General features: G+C 41.5%; 16 protein-coding genes and 2 pseudogenes. 7 read left to right on the top strand and 11 right to left on the bottom strand.

Annotated features, from left to right (window positions below; translation table 11 throughout):
• Positions 1-161: 161 nt before the first annotated feature.
• Positions 162-1,460, top strand: a complete 1,299-nt coding sequence (locus AC07E5_RS10720; protein WP_498625450.1) for a helix-turn-helix domain-containing protein — start codon at positions 162-164, stop codon at positions 1,458-1,460.
• 72 nt (positions 1,461-1,532) lie between these two features.
• Here AC07E5_RS10720 and AC07E5_RS10715 read toward each other — a convergent pair whose 3' ends face one another.
• The 10 genes and pseudogenes from AC07E5_RS10715 to AC07E5_RS10670 all read right to left on the bottom strand — a co-directional run bounded on the left by AC07E5_RS10715 (position 1,533) and on the right by AC07E5_RS10670 (position 9,647).
• Positions 1,533-1,982, bottom strand: coding sequence for a hypothetical protein (locus AC07E5_RS10715; protein ID WP_498625448.1), 450 nt, complete (start codon positions 1,980-1,982; stop codon positions 1,533-1,535).
• Between the two features lie 213 nt (positions 1,983-2,195).
• Positions 2,196-2,344 (bottom strand): annotated as a pseudogene (locus AC07E5_RS10710) (M48 metallopeptidase family protein); the annotation flags it as partial.
• A gap of 16 nt (positions 2,345-2,360) precedes the next feature.
• Positions 2,361-4,100, bottom strand: coding sequence for an ATP-binding protein (locus AC07E5_RS10705; RefSeq protein ID WP_498625446.1), 1,740 nt, complete (start codon positions 4,098-4,100; stop codon positions 2,361-2,363).
• 1 nt (position 4,101) lies between these two features.
• Positions 4,102-5,187: an SIR2 family protein gene (locus AC07E5_RS10700; RefSeq protein WP_498625445.1), complete on the bottom strand. Its 1,086-nt coding sequence runs from the start codon at positions 5,185-5,187 to the stop codon at positions 4,102-4,104.
• Positions 5,188-5,861: 674 nt separating this feature from the next.
• Complete coding sequence (gene lysM, locus AC07E5_RS10695) at positions 5,862-6,335, bottom strand: peptidoglycan-binding protein LysM (protein ID WP_004972325.1); 474 nt, start codon at positions 6,333-6,335, stop codon at positions 5,862-5,864.
• Between the two features lie 250 nt (positions 6,336-6,585).
• Complete coding sequence (gene acpP, locus AC07E5_RS10690) at positions 6,586-6,822, bottom strand: acyl carrier protein (protein ID WP_001279871.1); 237 nt, start codon at positions 6,820-6,822, stop codon at positions 6,586-6,588.
• Positions 6,823-6,905: 83 nt separating this feature from the next.
• Entirely contained in the window at positions 6,906-7,640 is a 735-nt protein-coding gene (gene fabG / locus AC07E5_RS10685) for a 3-oxoacyl-ACP reductase FabG (protein WP_004972328.1), read from the bottom strand.
• Positions 7,637-8,623: an ACP S-malonyltransferase gene (gene fabD / locus AC07E5_RS10680; protein ID WP_096902067.1), complete on the bottom strand. Its 987-nt coding sequence runs from the start codon at positions 8,621-8,623 to the stop codon at positions 7,637-7,639. Before fabD ends, fabG begins: the two co-directional genes overlap by 4 nt.
• A gap of 204 nt (positions 8,624-8,827) precedes the next feature.
• The gene (gene rpmF / locus AC07E5_RS10675; RefSeq protein WP_000290730.1) at positions 8,828-9,013 is read right to left on the bottom strand and encodes a 50S ribosomal protein L32; all 186 of its coding nucleotides are present in this window, start codon (positions 9,011-9,013) and stop codon (positions 8,828-8,830) included.
• Positions 9,014-9,089: 76 nt separating this feature from the next.
• Positions 9,090-9,647 carry a YceD family protein gene (locus AC07E5_RS10670; protein ID WP_131260705.1) on the bottom strand — a complete coding sequence of 186 codons (558 nt, stop codon included), beginning with the start codon at positions 9,645-9,647 and terminating at the stop codon, positions 9,090-9,092.
• Positions 9,648-9,745: 98 nt separating this feature from the next.
• On the opposite strand from AC07E5_RS10670, the gene AC07E5_RS10665 reads away from it, so the two are divergent.
• The 6 genes and pseudogenes from AC07E5_RS10665 to rluB form a co-directional block, all read left to right on the top strand.
• Entirely contained in the window at positions 9,746-10,408 is a 663-nt protein-coding gene (locus tag AC07E5_RS10665; RefSeq protein ID WP_180064422.1) for an elongation factor P hydroxylase, read from the top strand.
• 91 nt (positions 10,409-10,499) lie between these two features.
• On the top strand, positions 10,500-11,117 hold the full coding sequence (locus AC07E5_RS10660) for an L-threonylcarbamoyladenylate synthase (protein WP_004972336.1): 618 nt from the start codon (positions 10,500-10,502) through the stop codon (positions 11,115-11,117).
• Positions 11,118-11,185: 68 nt separating this feature from the next.
• The gene (locus tag AC07E5_RS10655; protein WP_096902074.1) at positions 11,186-11,458 is read left to right on the top strand and encodes a hypothetical protein; all 273 of its coding nucleotides are present in this window, start codon (positions 11,186-11,188) and stop codon (positions 11,456-11,458) included.
• A gap of 227 nt (positions 11,459-11,685) precedes the next feature.
• Positions 11,686-12,480, top strand: a complete 795-nt coding sequence (locus tag AC07E5_RS10650; RefSeq protein ID WP_180061022.1) for a segregation and condensation protein A — start codon at positions 11,686-11,688, stop codon at positions 12,478-12,480.
• Positions 12,477-13,070 carry an SMC-Scp complex subunit ScpB gene (scpB, locus tag AC07E5_RS10645; RefSeq protein WP_004972340.1) on the top strand — a complete coding sequence of 198 codons (594 nt, stop codon included), beginning with the start codon at positions 12,477-12,479 and terminating at the stop codon, positions 13,068-13,070. The genes AC07E5_RS10650 and scpB overlap by 4 nt, the downstream gene beginning before the upstream one ends.
• Positions 13,071-13,111: 41 nt before the next feature.
• Positions 13,112-14,032, top strand: a pseudogene (rluB, locus tag AC07E5_RS10640) (23S rRNA pseudouridine(2605) synthase RluB); the annotation flags it as partial.
• Between the two features lie 373 nt (positions 14,033-14,405).
• Here rluB and AC07E5_RS10635 read toward each other — a convergent pair.
• On the bottom strand, positions 14,406-14,499 hold a 94-nt coding region (locus AC07E5_RS10635; RefSeq protein ID WP_141192749.1), incomplete at its 5' end, for a transposase domain-containing protein.

Here is a 14,499-nt window from a genome sequence, read left to right as displayed (position 1 = left end):
GCAAGAGATGCGATGGATGTCTGATTATTTGTAGTCATAAATTTAAGTCCCCACTTGTTTCTAAGTGGGGACTAAATTAAGGCTTATAGGATGAATTCAGAAGGTGTGTTCAGCGGACGCTTACGCTTGATAACTCCATAGATATTGAAGTCGCGTTAGAAATGACATATGAATATTTTAATGCCCCTACTCGATCAATTGATAGATTAAGTACACTGGTTAATCATCGCATCAAACTAGCACACCCTCGAATTCAACTGCTCCCATTTTTGAAATACTCTAGATTTTTTAAAAATTATGCGGCTTTAGTAGAGGCAAAATGTCATGTTTATACGCCTAGCAATGAAGGCTGTACTATCGATATCACAAGAGCTGAATTAAAACTTGTTTTAGGTATTACTCATAAAACACTCGGTCATTGGATCGATCAAGACTTTCTAAAACTCGGAGAGAGCCAACATTATTATGGCTCCATTCAGAGCCATTTCATTGAAGAATTTCTAACAATAAGCCAATATGAACCCTTATTACAAAAACCCCTTATGAGGAAGACTCTATCCTCTCCTAAGCAGTTAGATTTAAAAGAAATCGCACAACAGCTCAATATACACTACGAAACTGCACGAAAATTAACAAACATGGGATGGTTCGATTTGGATCAACTTTGTAATGATGCAAAAGCAGCTAAAGGATATTCCTTTATAAAGCTAGAAAATTTCCAAAACGAATATATTCTTGCCTCAACACTCGCAAAGAAGCTAGACCTTAATCCTACAAATTTCGTTGAAAAGCTAGCAAGCATAGGAATTACTCCTATACATGGACCGCATATCGATGCCACCCCAATAAATATCTATCTTAAGCGCTCCGTTAATCATCTAAGAGATTATGATTTTGATGAAATAACTCAATATCCAACTCGCACAGGCAGGCCTAAAAAAGACGCTACCCCACTAGAAAAAAAGCAAGATTTTTTCTCATTAAATGAAGCAGCAGAACACTTAAACATTAGTCCCAATAAAGTTTCTGTTTTGATTAAAAAAGGGATCCTTATCAAAGATGTCAATTATCCCTTGTCTATTAGAATTCCTAAAGTGTCTGTACTTAAACTAAAGCATAAATTGCTGAGTGAAAACTCAATATCTACTGAGCAAGCTGCAAGACTACTCAATTGCTCAGTGAATTGGTTAGGTAAGTATTGGTGCAAATCTGGTTTTTTGACGATAGAAAATCTGGTGTATTGGAAACTCGTTCAGCAAAAAGATGTCGATGAAGTACTTAAGTTGAAAGAAACCTATATGACAGGAGCTGAAGCCAGTAAATTACTAGATATGCCTCACTCACATATCACCAATTTACAAACTCAGGGACTGATCCAACCTATTTATCTTGGAACAGGAACTCCCATCCGTCTTTTTAAGAGATCAGATGTTCAACGAATAAAGCGCAGAAACTTATAAAAAGCTATGTTGAATTCCGTAATGAGTGTGAATTGGATAGGTATGTCAATGCACACTTATTTTAAAAACTTACTAAAGATACTTTGATGCATAATCTTGGCTCAAAGCTCTGGCATCCGCTAATGCATTATGAGGAATTGTGGAGTTTTTTGTACTAAGTGATAAATCGAGCAAAAAGCCTAGTACTGGCACGTTGATACATTGCCCCTGTCCCAATAGCAAAATGCGGTTAAACAACTCTATATCTGAAGGATAATCAGCCACGATCGTGATGCTGCCATCCTCTTGATTATTCACTTCCCATAAGAAACTACATAGTTTATCAACCAACTCCCACATAGGAATGATGGATTGCCCTAAAATTGGCATGACATGTTGCAAAACAAAGGGGGTTGGATTTTTGCATCCAACTGTCTCATAAAACTCATATTTACCATCAATGGATACCAAGCCTAATGAAATTAGTTCACCGGTACCTTGATCATGCCAGCCGTTAAATTCACAATCTAAAAAAAGATTCATTTATCACCACATAATTTATATACGTAAAGTCTAAAATAACTTCAAATATTTTGGTTGATTAATAATCATAGCCGTTAACTCTATCTTTACATATAATTCTAGATGGTAGATTTTTCACAGCTCCTCTTTGCTGCATACCTTCTTCTTTAATTTTTTCTTTATATATTAGCTGAATAGCCTAGCTGCCATATTATCTAACAATTCCTTTCTTGATTACCAATCTGGCATCACTTGGCTCATAAGCTGATAAAACCTCTCACTATGGTTATGTTCAGCTAAATGAACAGTTCGTGCAGTATCACATAATCAATACATTGATTCGGTGCTTTAACCAGATAGGGATTTAAAACAAGTGTCCCTTGAGTTTTTTACTCAAAGTTAAGACTTTGTTCTGTTTTGTCGGCGCATGTTTTCTACAGCCAGTGCAAAATCGGCATTGGTGACGTCTTCCTGCCAGCGAGACCAGAAATCAATTGTTGCGCTCAGTGGTTTTTCAGTCGGAGGATCAATTTTAATTCTACTCGGCAGAAGTACCGAGTCACCAACAACCATGGCTTCCCCAACATCCATGATGGGTAATGCTTCTAAGAGGCTTTCTAAGCTTTCGGGTAGTAATTTCCGAACAGTTGCTTGGTCATCCGCATTTGTTAAACGCAGTGAAATGATGTTGTTACACTGGCTGAGAATGGTGGCACTCACATCTGAAGGTCGTTGACTTACAATCATGAGTGCAACGCCATATTTCCTGCCTTCTTTAGCTATCTTCTCAAATGCTTCGACCGCTCTACGTTCAACTGGGTTGCCTTCCTTTCTTGGCAGATATAGGTGAGCTTCGTCACAAATAAAGGCAACTGGTCTGCGACTATTTGGATCAGTCCAGAATTGAACCTGATAGATAATACGAGCAACCAGTCCTATGATGACTGGCAGTATGTCAGCAGGAACCTCTGAGAAGTCGATTACTTTTATGCTTTGCTTTTGATTGCCAAAACCCATCAGTTTTTCAGCAATCATACTCAATGAGTCGTATTGGTTGTATTTGTCCGGGCTATTGAATAAGAATCCATAGCGACGGTCATTCAAGCGGCTGGCCATGCGAACTAACAATCTAGAAAATTCGCCATTGAATGGGCCGTTTTTGGGGCCTCGTGATCCTTCAACCTTCTCTTCGTTTAGATATTTTAGCTTTCCAATAACTTCATGTAAGGAGTATGGGATCGGACTGTCTAGAGTAAAAGACTGCAATAGATCGGTCCGACCATTCGCTTTTAAGAATGTTTTCTTTTGCTCTGTTATGGCATCTTGCACAACCACCACTTGGTTATGTGCACTGAACTCGCTGCGATCAACGAATAATGATTGAATCTCTTCCGAATTAAGTAGCCAGTACGGGAGAAAGAGCAGTGAGTCATCATCTGCGTTAACCTCATCCGGCCCAGGTACTCTCAGCTGCTTAGCATAAGAAAGTTCCTTGTACTCACCATGCAGGTCGAATACAACAAGGTTTGAAGAAGGTAGCTGCGAGCTTCTTTCCAAAATAGAGGCAACCGTCCATGATTTACCAGAGCCGGTACTGCCAAGCAAAGCGGCATGCCGTTGGAAAAGTTTATTGCCATCGACATAAGCGCGCGCGTTTTCATTAAGCTTATAAGAGCCTAGTTCCAGTGAGTGCTGTCCATCGCCACACTCAGAAATAACACGCATAAATTCTTCAAGGTGAGCATCTTTAAGCACGTAACAGGTTGAGTCGATTTCAGGGACGTGATCAAGTGATCGTGAAAATTTATATTTTTGATCAACTGCATCCCAGCGGGCTGCACCCATTAGCGTGATCTTAACTGTATTGACTACGCTATCTTCAAAAGAATCTATCTCGTCTGCATCATCTTCAGTTATTTCCAGCGTAAGTGGTTGAGTGACTACCGCTTTAATGACTTTATCAATCATGCCAATCAGCCAACATTTAGTTGCACCGCTAAGTTGCACGGTCACAAGTTGTCCAACTCTGGCTTTACGTAGATCTTTATCACTGTTAACCAGAATGGTTACTTTTCGGGTGTCAACTTCACGGATGTTGCCAAGTGTGTAGCTGTCATCATTGAAAGTAAAAAGTGCCATGTTACCCTCCTAAAAATTCGTTGGTAAAAGCGTCAAAACGCCATAATTCCTTGTCATGAATATGTAGCCAGTTTTCATACTTTGAGTTGTAGATTCGGCTTTTATCTGAATCAGTCTGTTTGCAGATGAGCCACATATTCGGACATTTGCTAAGCCACTCTTCTATTCTTGGGTTCGAATCCCGAGTAATCACTAAAGCACGGCATTGGTCTTGTTCAAGCTTTTGCCTAAATGCGTTGTTAACAAGCTGGGAATCGTTAAAGCCAAATCCCAAAAATAGGAAGCTAGTATGGTTTCCTACAGCTGTGTCGTACTCAGCTAACTGTGCTCTGTCCTTGTGTAATCGTTGATACTTGGCCGTACCAGGAGTAATCATGGCTCGCGCAACGCCGTCAGGTTTGTTGAGTATCCAACTGTTACATTCAATAAGCTGAGCTTCCCATTCAAATGTATTTAAGGAACCGTGCGGCTTGTGTAGTCGGATATGCTTGCATTCAACAATTCTTAGTGGAGGCCTTGTCTTACCAAAACTTTTCTGAATGGATTGAACTGACTTTTTCGCTTCACCCCAGTCGTAGCGACGAAGGAAACCACCGTGAAATCCGGTAATGTAGGGAATCTTGTGCCGGACTAAGGCGTATTCAGCCAGCAAATCATAATTTGGCGTGGCGACGTGAAGTTGTTTATCAGCCTGCGGTAAAGCTTCGACCAGCTTTTTCAATAGCGAGCCAGCCGGCCAATCGCATGAGCCAGAGATAATTGAATGAGCGTAAGCATTATCGTGTTTCGCAACAAAGCTGGCAGTAAGTTCGACTATTCGATTGGTCAGAGCCTCATCTTTGATGAAGTCCATTGCAGATTCAAAATCATGACTACAGGCATCTAGAGCAGAGACCACTTGTAGCCACTGCAGTGCTTGTGCTTCGGTCATTCCATGAGCAAGCTCTGCTCGAAGATGGCGCTCAAGAGCTGGCATTCCAAAATTCAAATCAAGTGCACACGAAGTTCCTGTACCAAACAAAACAAACGGCTTTTCAGTAAAAAACTCAGCAATTGCTTGATATGCAACTTCCTTTGTTAACTCCATGTGTCCCCCTTTTATTAGCTCAAAAAAACTCGGCACTTACCAAGTAATAAATCTAATGTCCAAAGTACTGTGCTTTTTTATCAGTTTCATTATCCCCAATTAGTGTATTAATACCACTATCAAAGCTAAGTCCAAATGACTAAAAATTTTCAAAATGATTAAGAATTACCACATTCGAACCCCCAACTAAGGAATAGCTTATTAAAAGCTGTTTTTCAAGATATGACAGCTTATGTGTCGCAAAATTCTAAAAATGACAATAGTTGTGTCGCTTCAATTGTCATTATGTGTCGCAAGAATCTCTAAGCTTTTGAATTTCTGAAATAGAAAATGACAGCATATGTGTCGTATGACGACATAAAATATCGTTGTGAGACACATGAGTTGTCATTGAGAAAACCGCCATTCATGGCGGTTTTTTAAAGATACGATCGAGTATTTAATGGCTAGGTTGTGCAAATACCTAACAATTTGATTTTTTTTAATTTATTTATTTTTAAAATTTCCATAAACCTTTAAAAATCGTCATCTTACAAAATATTTATAAAACAAAGCCGTTTTTTTACTTCTTTTATTCATTATGAGAATAGGACAATAATCTACCCCCCAAAAACGACAAAAAACAAAATAAAAAAAGGCGCATCACGCGCCTTTTTTATTCAGACTGCTCACATTTAAGCAGGAATACGCAACACTTGACCAGGGAAAATGTCATCGGCATTTTTTAGTAATGGACGGTTAGCTTCAAAGATTTTGTTGTATTGGTTGGCATCCCCATAAAACTCTTTAGAAATTTTAGATAAGGTATCGCCTGATTTTACTGTATAGAACTTACTTTCTGGTTCTGGGGTTGCAACGGTGAGTTGATCATCTACTTGTGCAACATGGTCAATATTACCCACTGCAAGAATAATTTTTTCACGGTCTGCCTGACTGTTGACCTGTCCACGCACTGTCGCTAAGTCAGTAGTTGCGTTATAACTCACCGATAAACCTGTCACAGGTAAGCCTAAACTTTTCACATGCCCCAAAAGTTTATTGGCAATTTCTTGTGCTGATGGTTCTGCAGGTGTGCTTGGTGCAGCTTGTGGCTCTGCAGGTGCTGTATTTTTCTTACCAATCCCTTTTACAAAATCAAAAAGACCCATGAGGTACTCCTATTTTTTTCTGCTGTTATAAAGCGTCGCTCACTTACATAAGCACGTTTCTGTTCTCATTCATTTATAACTAAAAAAATAAGCGACTTCGGTTGTGATTAGACACTAGCCTGGTAACAAAATGTAAGCTACATCACACATTTAACAAAATGCGCCTTTTTCATATTCGATTGTAAAAACGACAGCGCATAAAAAAGCCACCTTGCGGTGGCTTTCATTTCAGCAGAGCTGAAATCAACAATTAACCAAGTTTTTTAGTTACGTAGTCGATTGCTGATTGAACTGTTGTGATTTCGTTAGAATCTTCGTCTGGGATTGTGATGTCAAAATCGTTTTCGAAAGACATTACAAGCTCTACTAAGTCTAAAGAGTCAGCACCTAAGTCATCCATAAAAGATGCTTCGTTTTTGATTTCTTCAGCTTTAAGACCAAGTTGTTCTGCAACCGCTTGTTTAACGCGTTGTTCGATATCGCTCACAGGAATTCTCCTCATTGCTTGTGGCGTTTTTAATGCCGTTAGTTTAATTGAATCTATAAAATTTTGAAAGTTTATACTTGAGCTTAGCTCATGTATAAACCACCATTTACGTGTAACACTGTACCAGTGATGTAACCAGCTTTGTCAGAAGCCAAGAAACTCACTGCATTTGCGATATCTTGTGGATCACCTAAACGGTTTAATGCCACTTGCTCACTCATTTTTTTGCGAATTTCTTCACTTAGCTGATCTGTCATTTCAGTTGCAATAAAGCCCGGAGCAACCGAGTTTACTGTAATTTGACGACTGCCCATTTCTTTGGCAAGGCTACGGCTGAATGCTTCAATACCGGCTTTTGCCGCAGAATAGTTCGCTTGTCCTGGGTTCGCAAAATGCGCTACCACAGAACTAATATTAATAATGCGTCCAAAACGCGCTTTGGTCATGCCCTTCAAGACACGTTTAGATAAACGGTAAACTGCCTTTAAGTGAATGTTGAGAATGTCATCCCAATCATCTTCTGACATACGCAGTAACAAATTATCTTTGGTAATGCCCGCATTGTTAACTAAAACCAAAACTGAACCATAGCTTTGTTCAATTTCAGAAACCAATGCATCAATGGCTGCACCATCACGGACATCCAATACTTTACCTGCACCGTTTTCTGCAAAACTTGCCGATAATTTTTCTGCGCCCGCTTCAGAAGTGGCAGTACCTACCACAAAAAAACCGTCTTGAATGAGTTGTTGAGCGATGGCTGCACCAATCCCTCGGCTTGCACCTGTGACTAATGCAACTTTACGTTCTTGTGTCATGCAATTTTCCCTTCTGCCACTAAAATGGCATTTAGTGCATCTTCCATACGACTTTGTGTGTCGAGTGGGAATGCTTTTTCGATATTCGGTAAACGCTTCGCAAGATTCGCCAATACGTTGCCCGGGCCACATTCCACGATATATTCAATACCCTGATCTTGTAGGTACTGCATAGTTTGTGTCCACTGCACCGATTGGTACAATTGCGCAGTGAGTGCCTGACCTAATTGCGCAACATCTGCCGCGATTCCAGCGTTGACATTTTGTATTACAGGAATACGCGGTAGCTCAATGGCAGTTTGTTCCAAAGCTTGTGCAAACTGTTCGGCAGCAGGTTTCATCAATGAACAGTGTGAAGGTACAGATACAGGCAGGGCAATGGCTTTACCGCCATTTTCTTTGGCCAATGCCATTACTGCTTCGACTAAAGTTTTATCGCCTGCAATAACCACTTGCCCTTGTGCATTGTAGTTAGCTGCTTCTACCGAGCCACGACCTTGCACATTCACTTGTTCACATAGCTCAAGCACTTTGGCATCTTCAAGGCCTAAAATGGCAGCCATTGCGCCCTGACCTTGTGGCACAGCGTTTTGCATTAATTTGCCGCGCAAGTTTACCAGTTTAACGGCATCGCCCAAGCTCAAGCTGCCTGCAGCAACTAACGCGCTGTATTCGCCCAATGAGTGCCCAGCTAAATATTTTGGTGCAACACCACCCAACTCTAACCACACACGCCATAAAGCGATACTTGCAGTGAGTAATACAGGCTGAGTAAATTCTGTTTGGTCTAAACCTTCACCACTTTGTGCAATGTGCCATAAGTCAAAGCCAATCGCTTCAGAGGCTTCTGCAAATGTTTCGCGCACACCGCTAAACTGTTCTGCAAGCTCAGCCAACATACCGGCTTTTTGTGAGCCTTGACCAGGAAAGACAAATGCAGTTTTAGTGGCTTGAGCCGCTTGCTCGAGTCGTTTAGCAGACATAAAAAATCCTTTAATTAAGATGCGCAAATTGTAGTTTTTAGCCACTACAACCCACACCTTCTCATGTAAGCTCAGTTATGGAGCGAAAATTTAACACTTAATTTTGCTTTTAGTAATTGCCAAATACAACAAAAATCGGGCACAAAAAAAGGGAGCTTACGCTCCCATTTTTTCTACTAAGCTTGACGCTTAATACATCACCAATTATTCAGCATCTGCTGCTTTAGCGAATAATTGACGACCACGGTAGAAACCATCTTTAGTTACGTGGTGACGACGATGAGTTTCACCAGTAGCTTGGTCTACAGTTAATGCATTCTCGGTTAAAGCGTCATGTGAACGGCGCATGTCACGGCGAGAGCGACTTTTACGGTTTTGCTGAACGGCCATGATGGCTCCTTACAAAGATCGAAAAAATGGATCAGAACAAATTGAGTTGTCTTAACTGGAAATTATAACATAATTTTCAGTTAAGTTTACCTTTCAAACTTGCCAAAACATCAAACGGATTATCACGTTTTTCTTCGGCAATGTTCTGAATGGCAGGTTGATGCTTATGCTCGCAAGCGTCATGCTTAGGAGATAAAGGCAACAACAATAACAATTCATCTTCTATAAGTGACAGTAAATTAGCCGTCGCAGGCGAATCATAATCACCTTTGGTGGTGGCTTCACTTTCACCTAATACAATGAAATCAGCATCCTCATCCAAGCGCTCTATCAGTGACTCATCATCCACAAGAGCTAGATGAAAATCTGAAACGAGGTCTATTTCTACAGAACCCAAGCAGCGCTGGCATTCCATTGGAACTCTCGTTTCAATATGACCATCTAGCCATACAATGCGATGATACGCATCCATTGATAGCTTACAGTCTATGTTAACCAATTGATCATCAATTGATCCAACAGCTTCACGGGCGATACGAGCAAAGCGAGACAATGGCAGGTTACCTGACCATGTAAAGCCCTGTTCAGCCCATTTAAACGGCTCAATCTGTGCCGGAAAGGTATTTGCTGACATAATTAAGGCGGCAATTCTACAAATTCATCAGTACTCTGTCAAAGATTAAGATACAATTTTGTACTTATTTAGACAGACCAATTTTGGGTAACACAGTCATGCATCTGTTGCAGCCGCAAACAGAAGTGAATTTTTCATCACTTGAGAGCACACTTCCAACCACCAATTCTGACACTTCGCACCCCCAAGTGCAACTCTCGGACTGGGCAAAACTCAATACAGAAACGGAACAGGTGGACTGGCTCATCTTACACTTTAATCACTGGTTTTCCCACCTAAATGTGAACTTGGTCAAAGGTGATTTTGAACCTGAGTACTTTCCTGCCACAGCAACACAGCCTGCAAGAATTCAATTTGCACATGGTTTCTTTAATAGTGCCTTACATGAAATTAGCCATTGGAGCATCGCAGGCGAACAACGACGTTTACTGCCAGACTTAGGCTATTGGTATGCTCCCGATGGTCGTACTCAGGAACAACAAGCCTTATTTGAACAGGTTGAAATTAAACCTCAAGCCATTGAATGGCTGTTTGCTCAAGCGTTTGGACGAAAATTCCGTGTATCTTTAGATAACCTGACCGGTGAAGGTGGAGATGGCCGCACATTTAAAGACAATGTCTTTGCCCAAGTACAGCGTTATTTTAACGGAGAAGCCAAATTACCACGCGATGCAAAACGCTTTATTGAATGTATTTGTTACTGCACCCGAGGTGGCAAAACATTACAAATTGCAGAGTTTGAACGAAAAAATTTGGATTAAATGCAATAAAGCACAAGGCAATGATTGCAACTGACATCAATCCCCTTTCATAATGAGCCTAACGTCACACTTACGCTACTGAGGAATTCATATGTTGCATTTAAGAGTACATCCTGAAAATCCACAGCCGCGTCTAATCAGCCAAGCTGTTGAACGCATACGCGCAGGCGATGTGGTGGTCTATCCAACCGATGCTGCTTATGCGATTGGTTGCCAAATTGGTAATAAAAACGCGATGGAACGCATTTCACAAATTCGTGGTTTAGGCGCAAAACACCAATACGCTATTATTTGTGCCGATTTATCGGATATTGCCACCTACGCCAAAGTGGACAATGCCATGTATCGTCTACTGAAAAACAATACGCCTGCGGTCACCACATTTATTTTACCTGCGACCAGTGAAGTTCCGCGTCGCTTGATGCATCCCAATAAAAAAACCATTGGTTTGCGTATTCCAAGCAACCCCATTTGTCGCATGCTGCTTAAAGAATTAGGCGAACCTTTACTGACCAGCACCCTGATTTTACCGGGGCAAGAAGACCCTTTAGATGATCCATACGAGATTGATCTACAACTCAACAAACGTATTGATGTACTGATTGATGGTGGCTTAGGCACACTTAGCACCACCAGTATTATTGATTTATCGGGCGACAACCCGCAAATTGTGCGTCGTGGTGTGGGAGATGTGAGTGCTTTTGAATAAGCATTCACTACCTTCAAAGTGATTGACAGCACGGCAGTTTAAAAGCCTTGCTTGCATGAATTAAACCGATGACTTTATTTCAGGTATTGTTAAATTTGCAGCAGTTCTCGGATGAGATGCACATTTATGTGCAACATCCTTGGACATTAGAGTCCGATGCAATCGTATGTTCCAAAACTGCATTCACAGCAACAATGCCTGAACCTCCCGCTACTTATACTTATTTTTTAGATGCAGCATTATGCAAAGCACTTTTGGCACAATCAGAAAGCCGTAATCTTTGCCTGCAAGACAGCTGCATGGCAATGATTGAATACGCATTACAGAATAAACAGAAATAAATACTTAAAGATTGAATGAGTTAATTTTTACAACTTGCCTTAAATCTCCCTCAATCCCGATTTATTTTAGGCTTTTTTTGATATTTGGTCGTAGAACAGATTTATTTCAATCGCGATATCCTTTAGACTAGCCGCTATTAATTCTGAGCTATTTCTCCATCTCCTTCTTATCTGAAGCGGAAATAGCATTTGCATGCTTTTGAAAATTCGCGTGGCCCAACACTGTAATGAATCAATCCCTCCACAATGCGATGGAACCTGCCCAACACATTCGTGTGTTAGATGAGTGGCAAGAGTCGATTCCTGAGGATTTGTATATTCCTCCTGCAGCATTTGAAATTCTGTTAGAGCATTTCGAAGGACCACTCGACTTTTTAATTTACCTGATTCAAAAAAATGGCTTCGATTTACTTCAGTTAGATATTGCCCCGATTGCATCGCAATATTTGTCGTATATGGATGCCATGAAATCGCTAAATATTGAACTGACTGCCGATTATATGGTGATGGCGGCATTACTGGCCGATTTAAAATCCCGCCTGTTGTTGCCTAAACCTGCAAGTATCAGCAGCATTGAAAAAGACCCAAAACAAGAGCTGATTGACCGTTTAGAAACCTATTTAAGAATCAAGCAAGCAGCTGAACGCTTGGGGCAAATGTCTGTTTTGGAACGCGATACCTTTGCTACCAATCTTAGCTTAGGGCATACCGCAGTCAATAATGTTGGCTATGCAGCCGATCAATTACGTGATGCCTTGTTCTGTATTTTTAATCGTCCTGAACCTGTCACCCATCAAGTTTTGCAAGAACCTGTTTTACTTGAAGAACGGATTGCATTTATTGAAGCCAAACTCGCATCGGGTGAAGTACTAAGTTTTGACGCGTTGCTTAAACCAAGTCAGGGACGCATGGGCATGGTGGTGACCTTTATGGCGATTTTAGAACTGACCCGCCAGCAAAAAGTGTGCATTATCAGCAGCGGTATTGAAGCACCATTGAGCATTCAAGGGGCGCAGACATGAATCCAGAACCAATAATTTCAAGCTTGTCTGAAGGCGAACAACAGCATGAAGTGCTGATGCAACTCGAAGCAATTATTTTTGCCAGTGACAGTGCTGTGTCTTTAGCACGTCTGAAAGAAGCGTTTCAAGATAAGTACAGCAAAGCGCAATTGCGCCAGTTTTTACAACAATTGGCCATGTTACAACATGGTCGCTCGATTGAACTGATCGAAACCGCACAAGGTTTCCGTTTTCAGGTGCGGGCAAAGTATCGTACAATTATTACACAGGTATGGCCTGAACGTCCGACCCGACTTTCACCCTCACTGCTAGAAATACTGGCTGTGATTGCCTACCACCAACCTGTGACCCGTGCAGATATTGAACAAATTCGCGGAGTATCAAACAATAGTCAAATTTTACGTACATTGTTTGATTGGAACTGGATTAAAGAATCAGGTTTCCGAGAACTCCCAGGAAGACCTGCGTTGTTGGTTACAACGCCTCAATTTTTAAATGCGTTTGGCTTGAATTCCTTAAGTCAATTGCCTCCCCTACAGGATGCCAAGGAAGCTTTCATGGCACTCGATGCATCTGCGTCTGTGTCTTGAATAGGTAAACTGTTGATGATCATTTCTAAGGTTATGCTGTCATGAGTGAAAAGTTGCAAAAGGTACTCGCACGAGTAGGCTTGGGTTCTCGCCGTTATATGGAAGAAGTCATTGCCGCTGGTCGTGTGAGTGTCAACGGCCAAGTTGCCCAAGTGGGTGAACGTATCGAACCAGGTGATGAGCTTCGCATCGATGGTCGTAAAGTTCAGTTCCAAATTGAAGATGAAATTCGTCGTCGTGTTCTGATTTACTACAAACCAGAAGGCGAAATTTGCTCACGCAACGACCCAGAACAGCGCCCAACTGTATTTGATAACCTGCCTGCAATTGCCAATGATCGTTGGGTAATGGTTGGTCGTCTGGACATTAACTCGACAGGTTTATTGCTATTCACCAACGATGGTGAATTAGCCAACCGTTTAATGCACCCATCGAACGAAATTGAACGTGAATATGCAGTTCGTGTGATGGGTGAAGTGACACCACAACTGAAAAACAACATGCTGCGCGGCGTAGTGCTAGATGATGGCCCTGCCAAGTTTGAATCTTTCTCTGAAATTGGCGGTGATGGTATTAACCGCTGGTATCAAGTGGTGGTAAAAGAAGGTCGTAACCGCGAAGTTCGTCGTATTTTTGAATCACAAGGTCTGAAAGTCAGCCGTCTATTGCGTACCCGTTACGGCACGGTAATTTTACCGCGTGAATTACGTACAGGTCGCTGGATGGAATTGGATAAAAATGACATCGATAACCTTGCCAAAGCGGTTGAGTTAAAACCACGTCAAGGCACAGGTTTGTACGGCATGGCAAAACGTCGCAATGAGCGTATGCAGGAAAAACCGTTGGCAGCACGTCGTGGTGGTTTCTTGCGTCAGCAACGTCGTGACACCGAAGAAGCTGCACAAAACACAGGTTTTGCACCGCGTGAACGTCGTCAGGACGGTAACAGTTACGGCAACCGCGAACCACGCCAAGACGGTAACAGTTACGGCAACCGTGAGCGTCGTCAAGATGGTAACAGCTATGGCAACCGCGAACGTCGCCAAGATGGCAACAGCTATGGCAACCGTGAACGTCGCCAAGATGGTAACAGCTATGGCAACCGTGAACCACGTCAGGATGGCAACAGCTACGGCAACCGTGAACGTCGTGACGAAAATGCACCACGCAAACCGTTTGGCAATAAAAGCTTTAAAAAATTCTAAAAGCTGAAATACGCCAAATTGATAAAAAGCCACACGTTCATGTGTGGCTTTTTTATTGGGCAAATTTGTTGGACAAAAAATAATAAAAATTAAATATTTGTAAGCGTCCGCTGAACCCCATGCCTATTTTTTAATTTGAGTTGGATTTCCAGCGGTGTGGTAGCAATTCTTCAATCTGAGTCACTTTATGTGTCGGCAACCTTTTCAGCACATCACTTAAATAG

The sequence above is a fragment of the Acinetobacter seohaensis genome, from assembly GCF_056431365.1.
The sequence above is the reverse complement of the archived record's forward strand: the minus strand, read 5'-3'. Positions and strand labels throughout refer to the sequence as shown.

Excerpts from the sequence above, each read along its gene's own strand:
- AC07E5_RS10720 (WP_498625450.1), top strand. The coding sequence starts at position 162 with ATGACATATGAATATTTTAATGCCCCTACTCGATCAATTGATAGATTA.
- AC07E5_RS10715 (WP_498625448.1), bottom strand. The coding sequence starts at position 1,982 with ATGAATCTTTTTTTAGATTGTGAATTTAACGGCTGGCATGATCAAGGT.
- AC07E5_RS10705 (WP_498625446.1), bottom strand. The coding sequence starts at position 4,100 with ATGGCACTTTTTACTTTCAATGATGACAGCTACACACTTGGCAACATC.
- AC07E5_RS10700 (WP_498625445.1), bottom strand. The coding sequence starts at position 5,187 with ATGGAGTTAACAAAGGAAGTTGCATATCAAGCAATTGCTGAGTTTTTT.
- lysM (WP_004972325.1), bottom strand. The coding sequence starts at position 6,335 with ATGGGTCTTTTTGATTTTGTAAAAGGGATTGGTAAGAAAAATACAGCA.
- fabG (WP_004972328.1), bottom strand. The coding sequence starts at position 7,640 with ATGACACAAGAACGTAAAGTTGCATTAGTCACAGGTGCAAGCCGAGGG.
- fabD (WP_096902067.1), bottom strand. The coding sequence starts at position 8,623 with ATGTCTGCTAAACGACTCGAGCAAGCGGCTCAAGCCACTAAAACTGCA.
- rpmF (WP_000290730.1), bottom strand. The coding sequence starts at position 9,013 with ATGGCCGTTCAGCAAAACCGTAAAAGTCGCTCTCGCCGTGACATGCGC.
- AC07E5_RS10670 (WP_131260705.1), bottom strand. The coding sequence starts at position 9,647 with ATGTCAGCAAATACCTTTCCGGCACAGATTGAGCCGTTTAAATGGGCT.
- AC07E5_RS10665 (WP_180064422.1), top strand. The coding sequence starts at position 9,746 with ATGCATCTGTTGCAGCCGCAAACAGAAGTGAATTTTTCATCACTTGAG.
- AC07E5_RS10660 (WP_004972336.1), top strand. The coding sequence starts at position 10,500 with ATGTTGCATTTAAGAGTACATCCTGAAAATCCACAGCCGCGTCTAATC.
- AC07E5_RS10655 (WP_096902074.1), top strand. The coding sequence starts at position 11,186 with ATGACTTTATTTCAGGTATTGTTAAATTTGCAGCAGTTCTCGGATGAG.
- AC07E5_RS10650 (WP_180061022.1), top strand. The coding sequence starts at position 11,686 with ATGAATCAATCCCTCCACAATGCGATGGAACCTGCCCAACACATTCGT.
- scpB (WP_004972340.1), top strand. The coding sequence starts at position 12,477 with ATGAATCCAGAACCAATAATTTCAAGCTTGTCTGAAGGCGAACAACAG.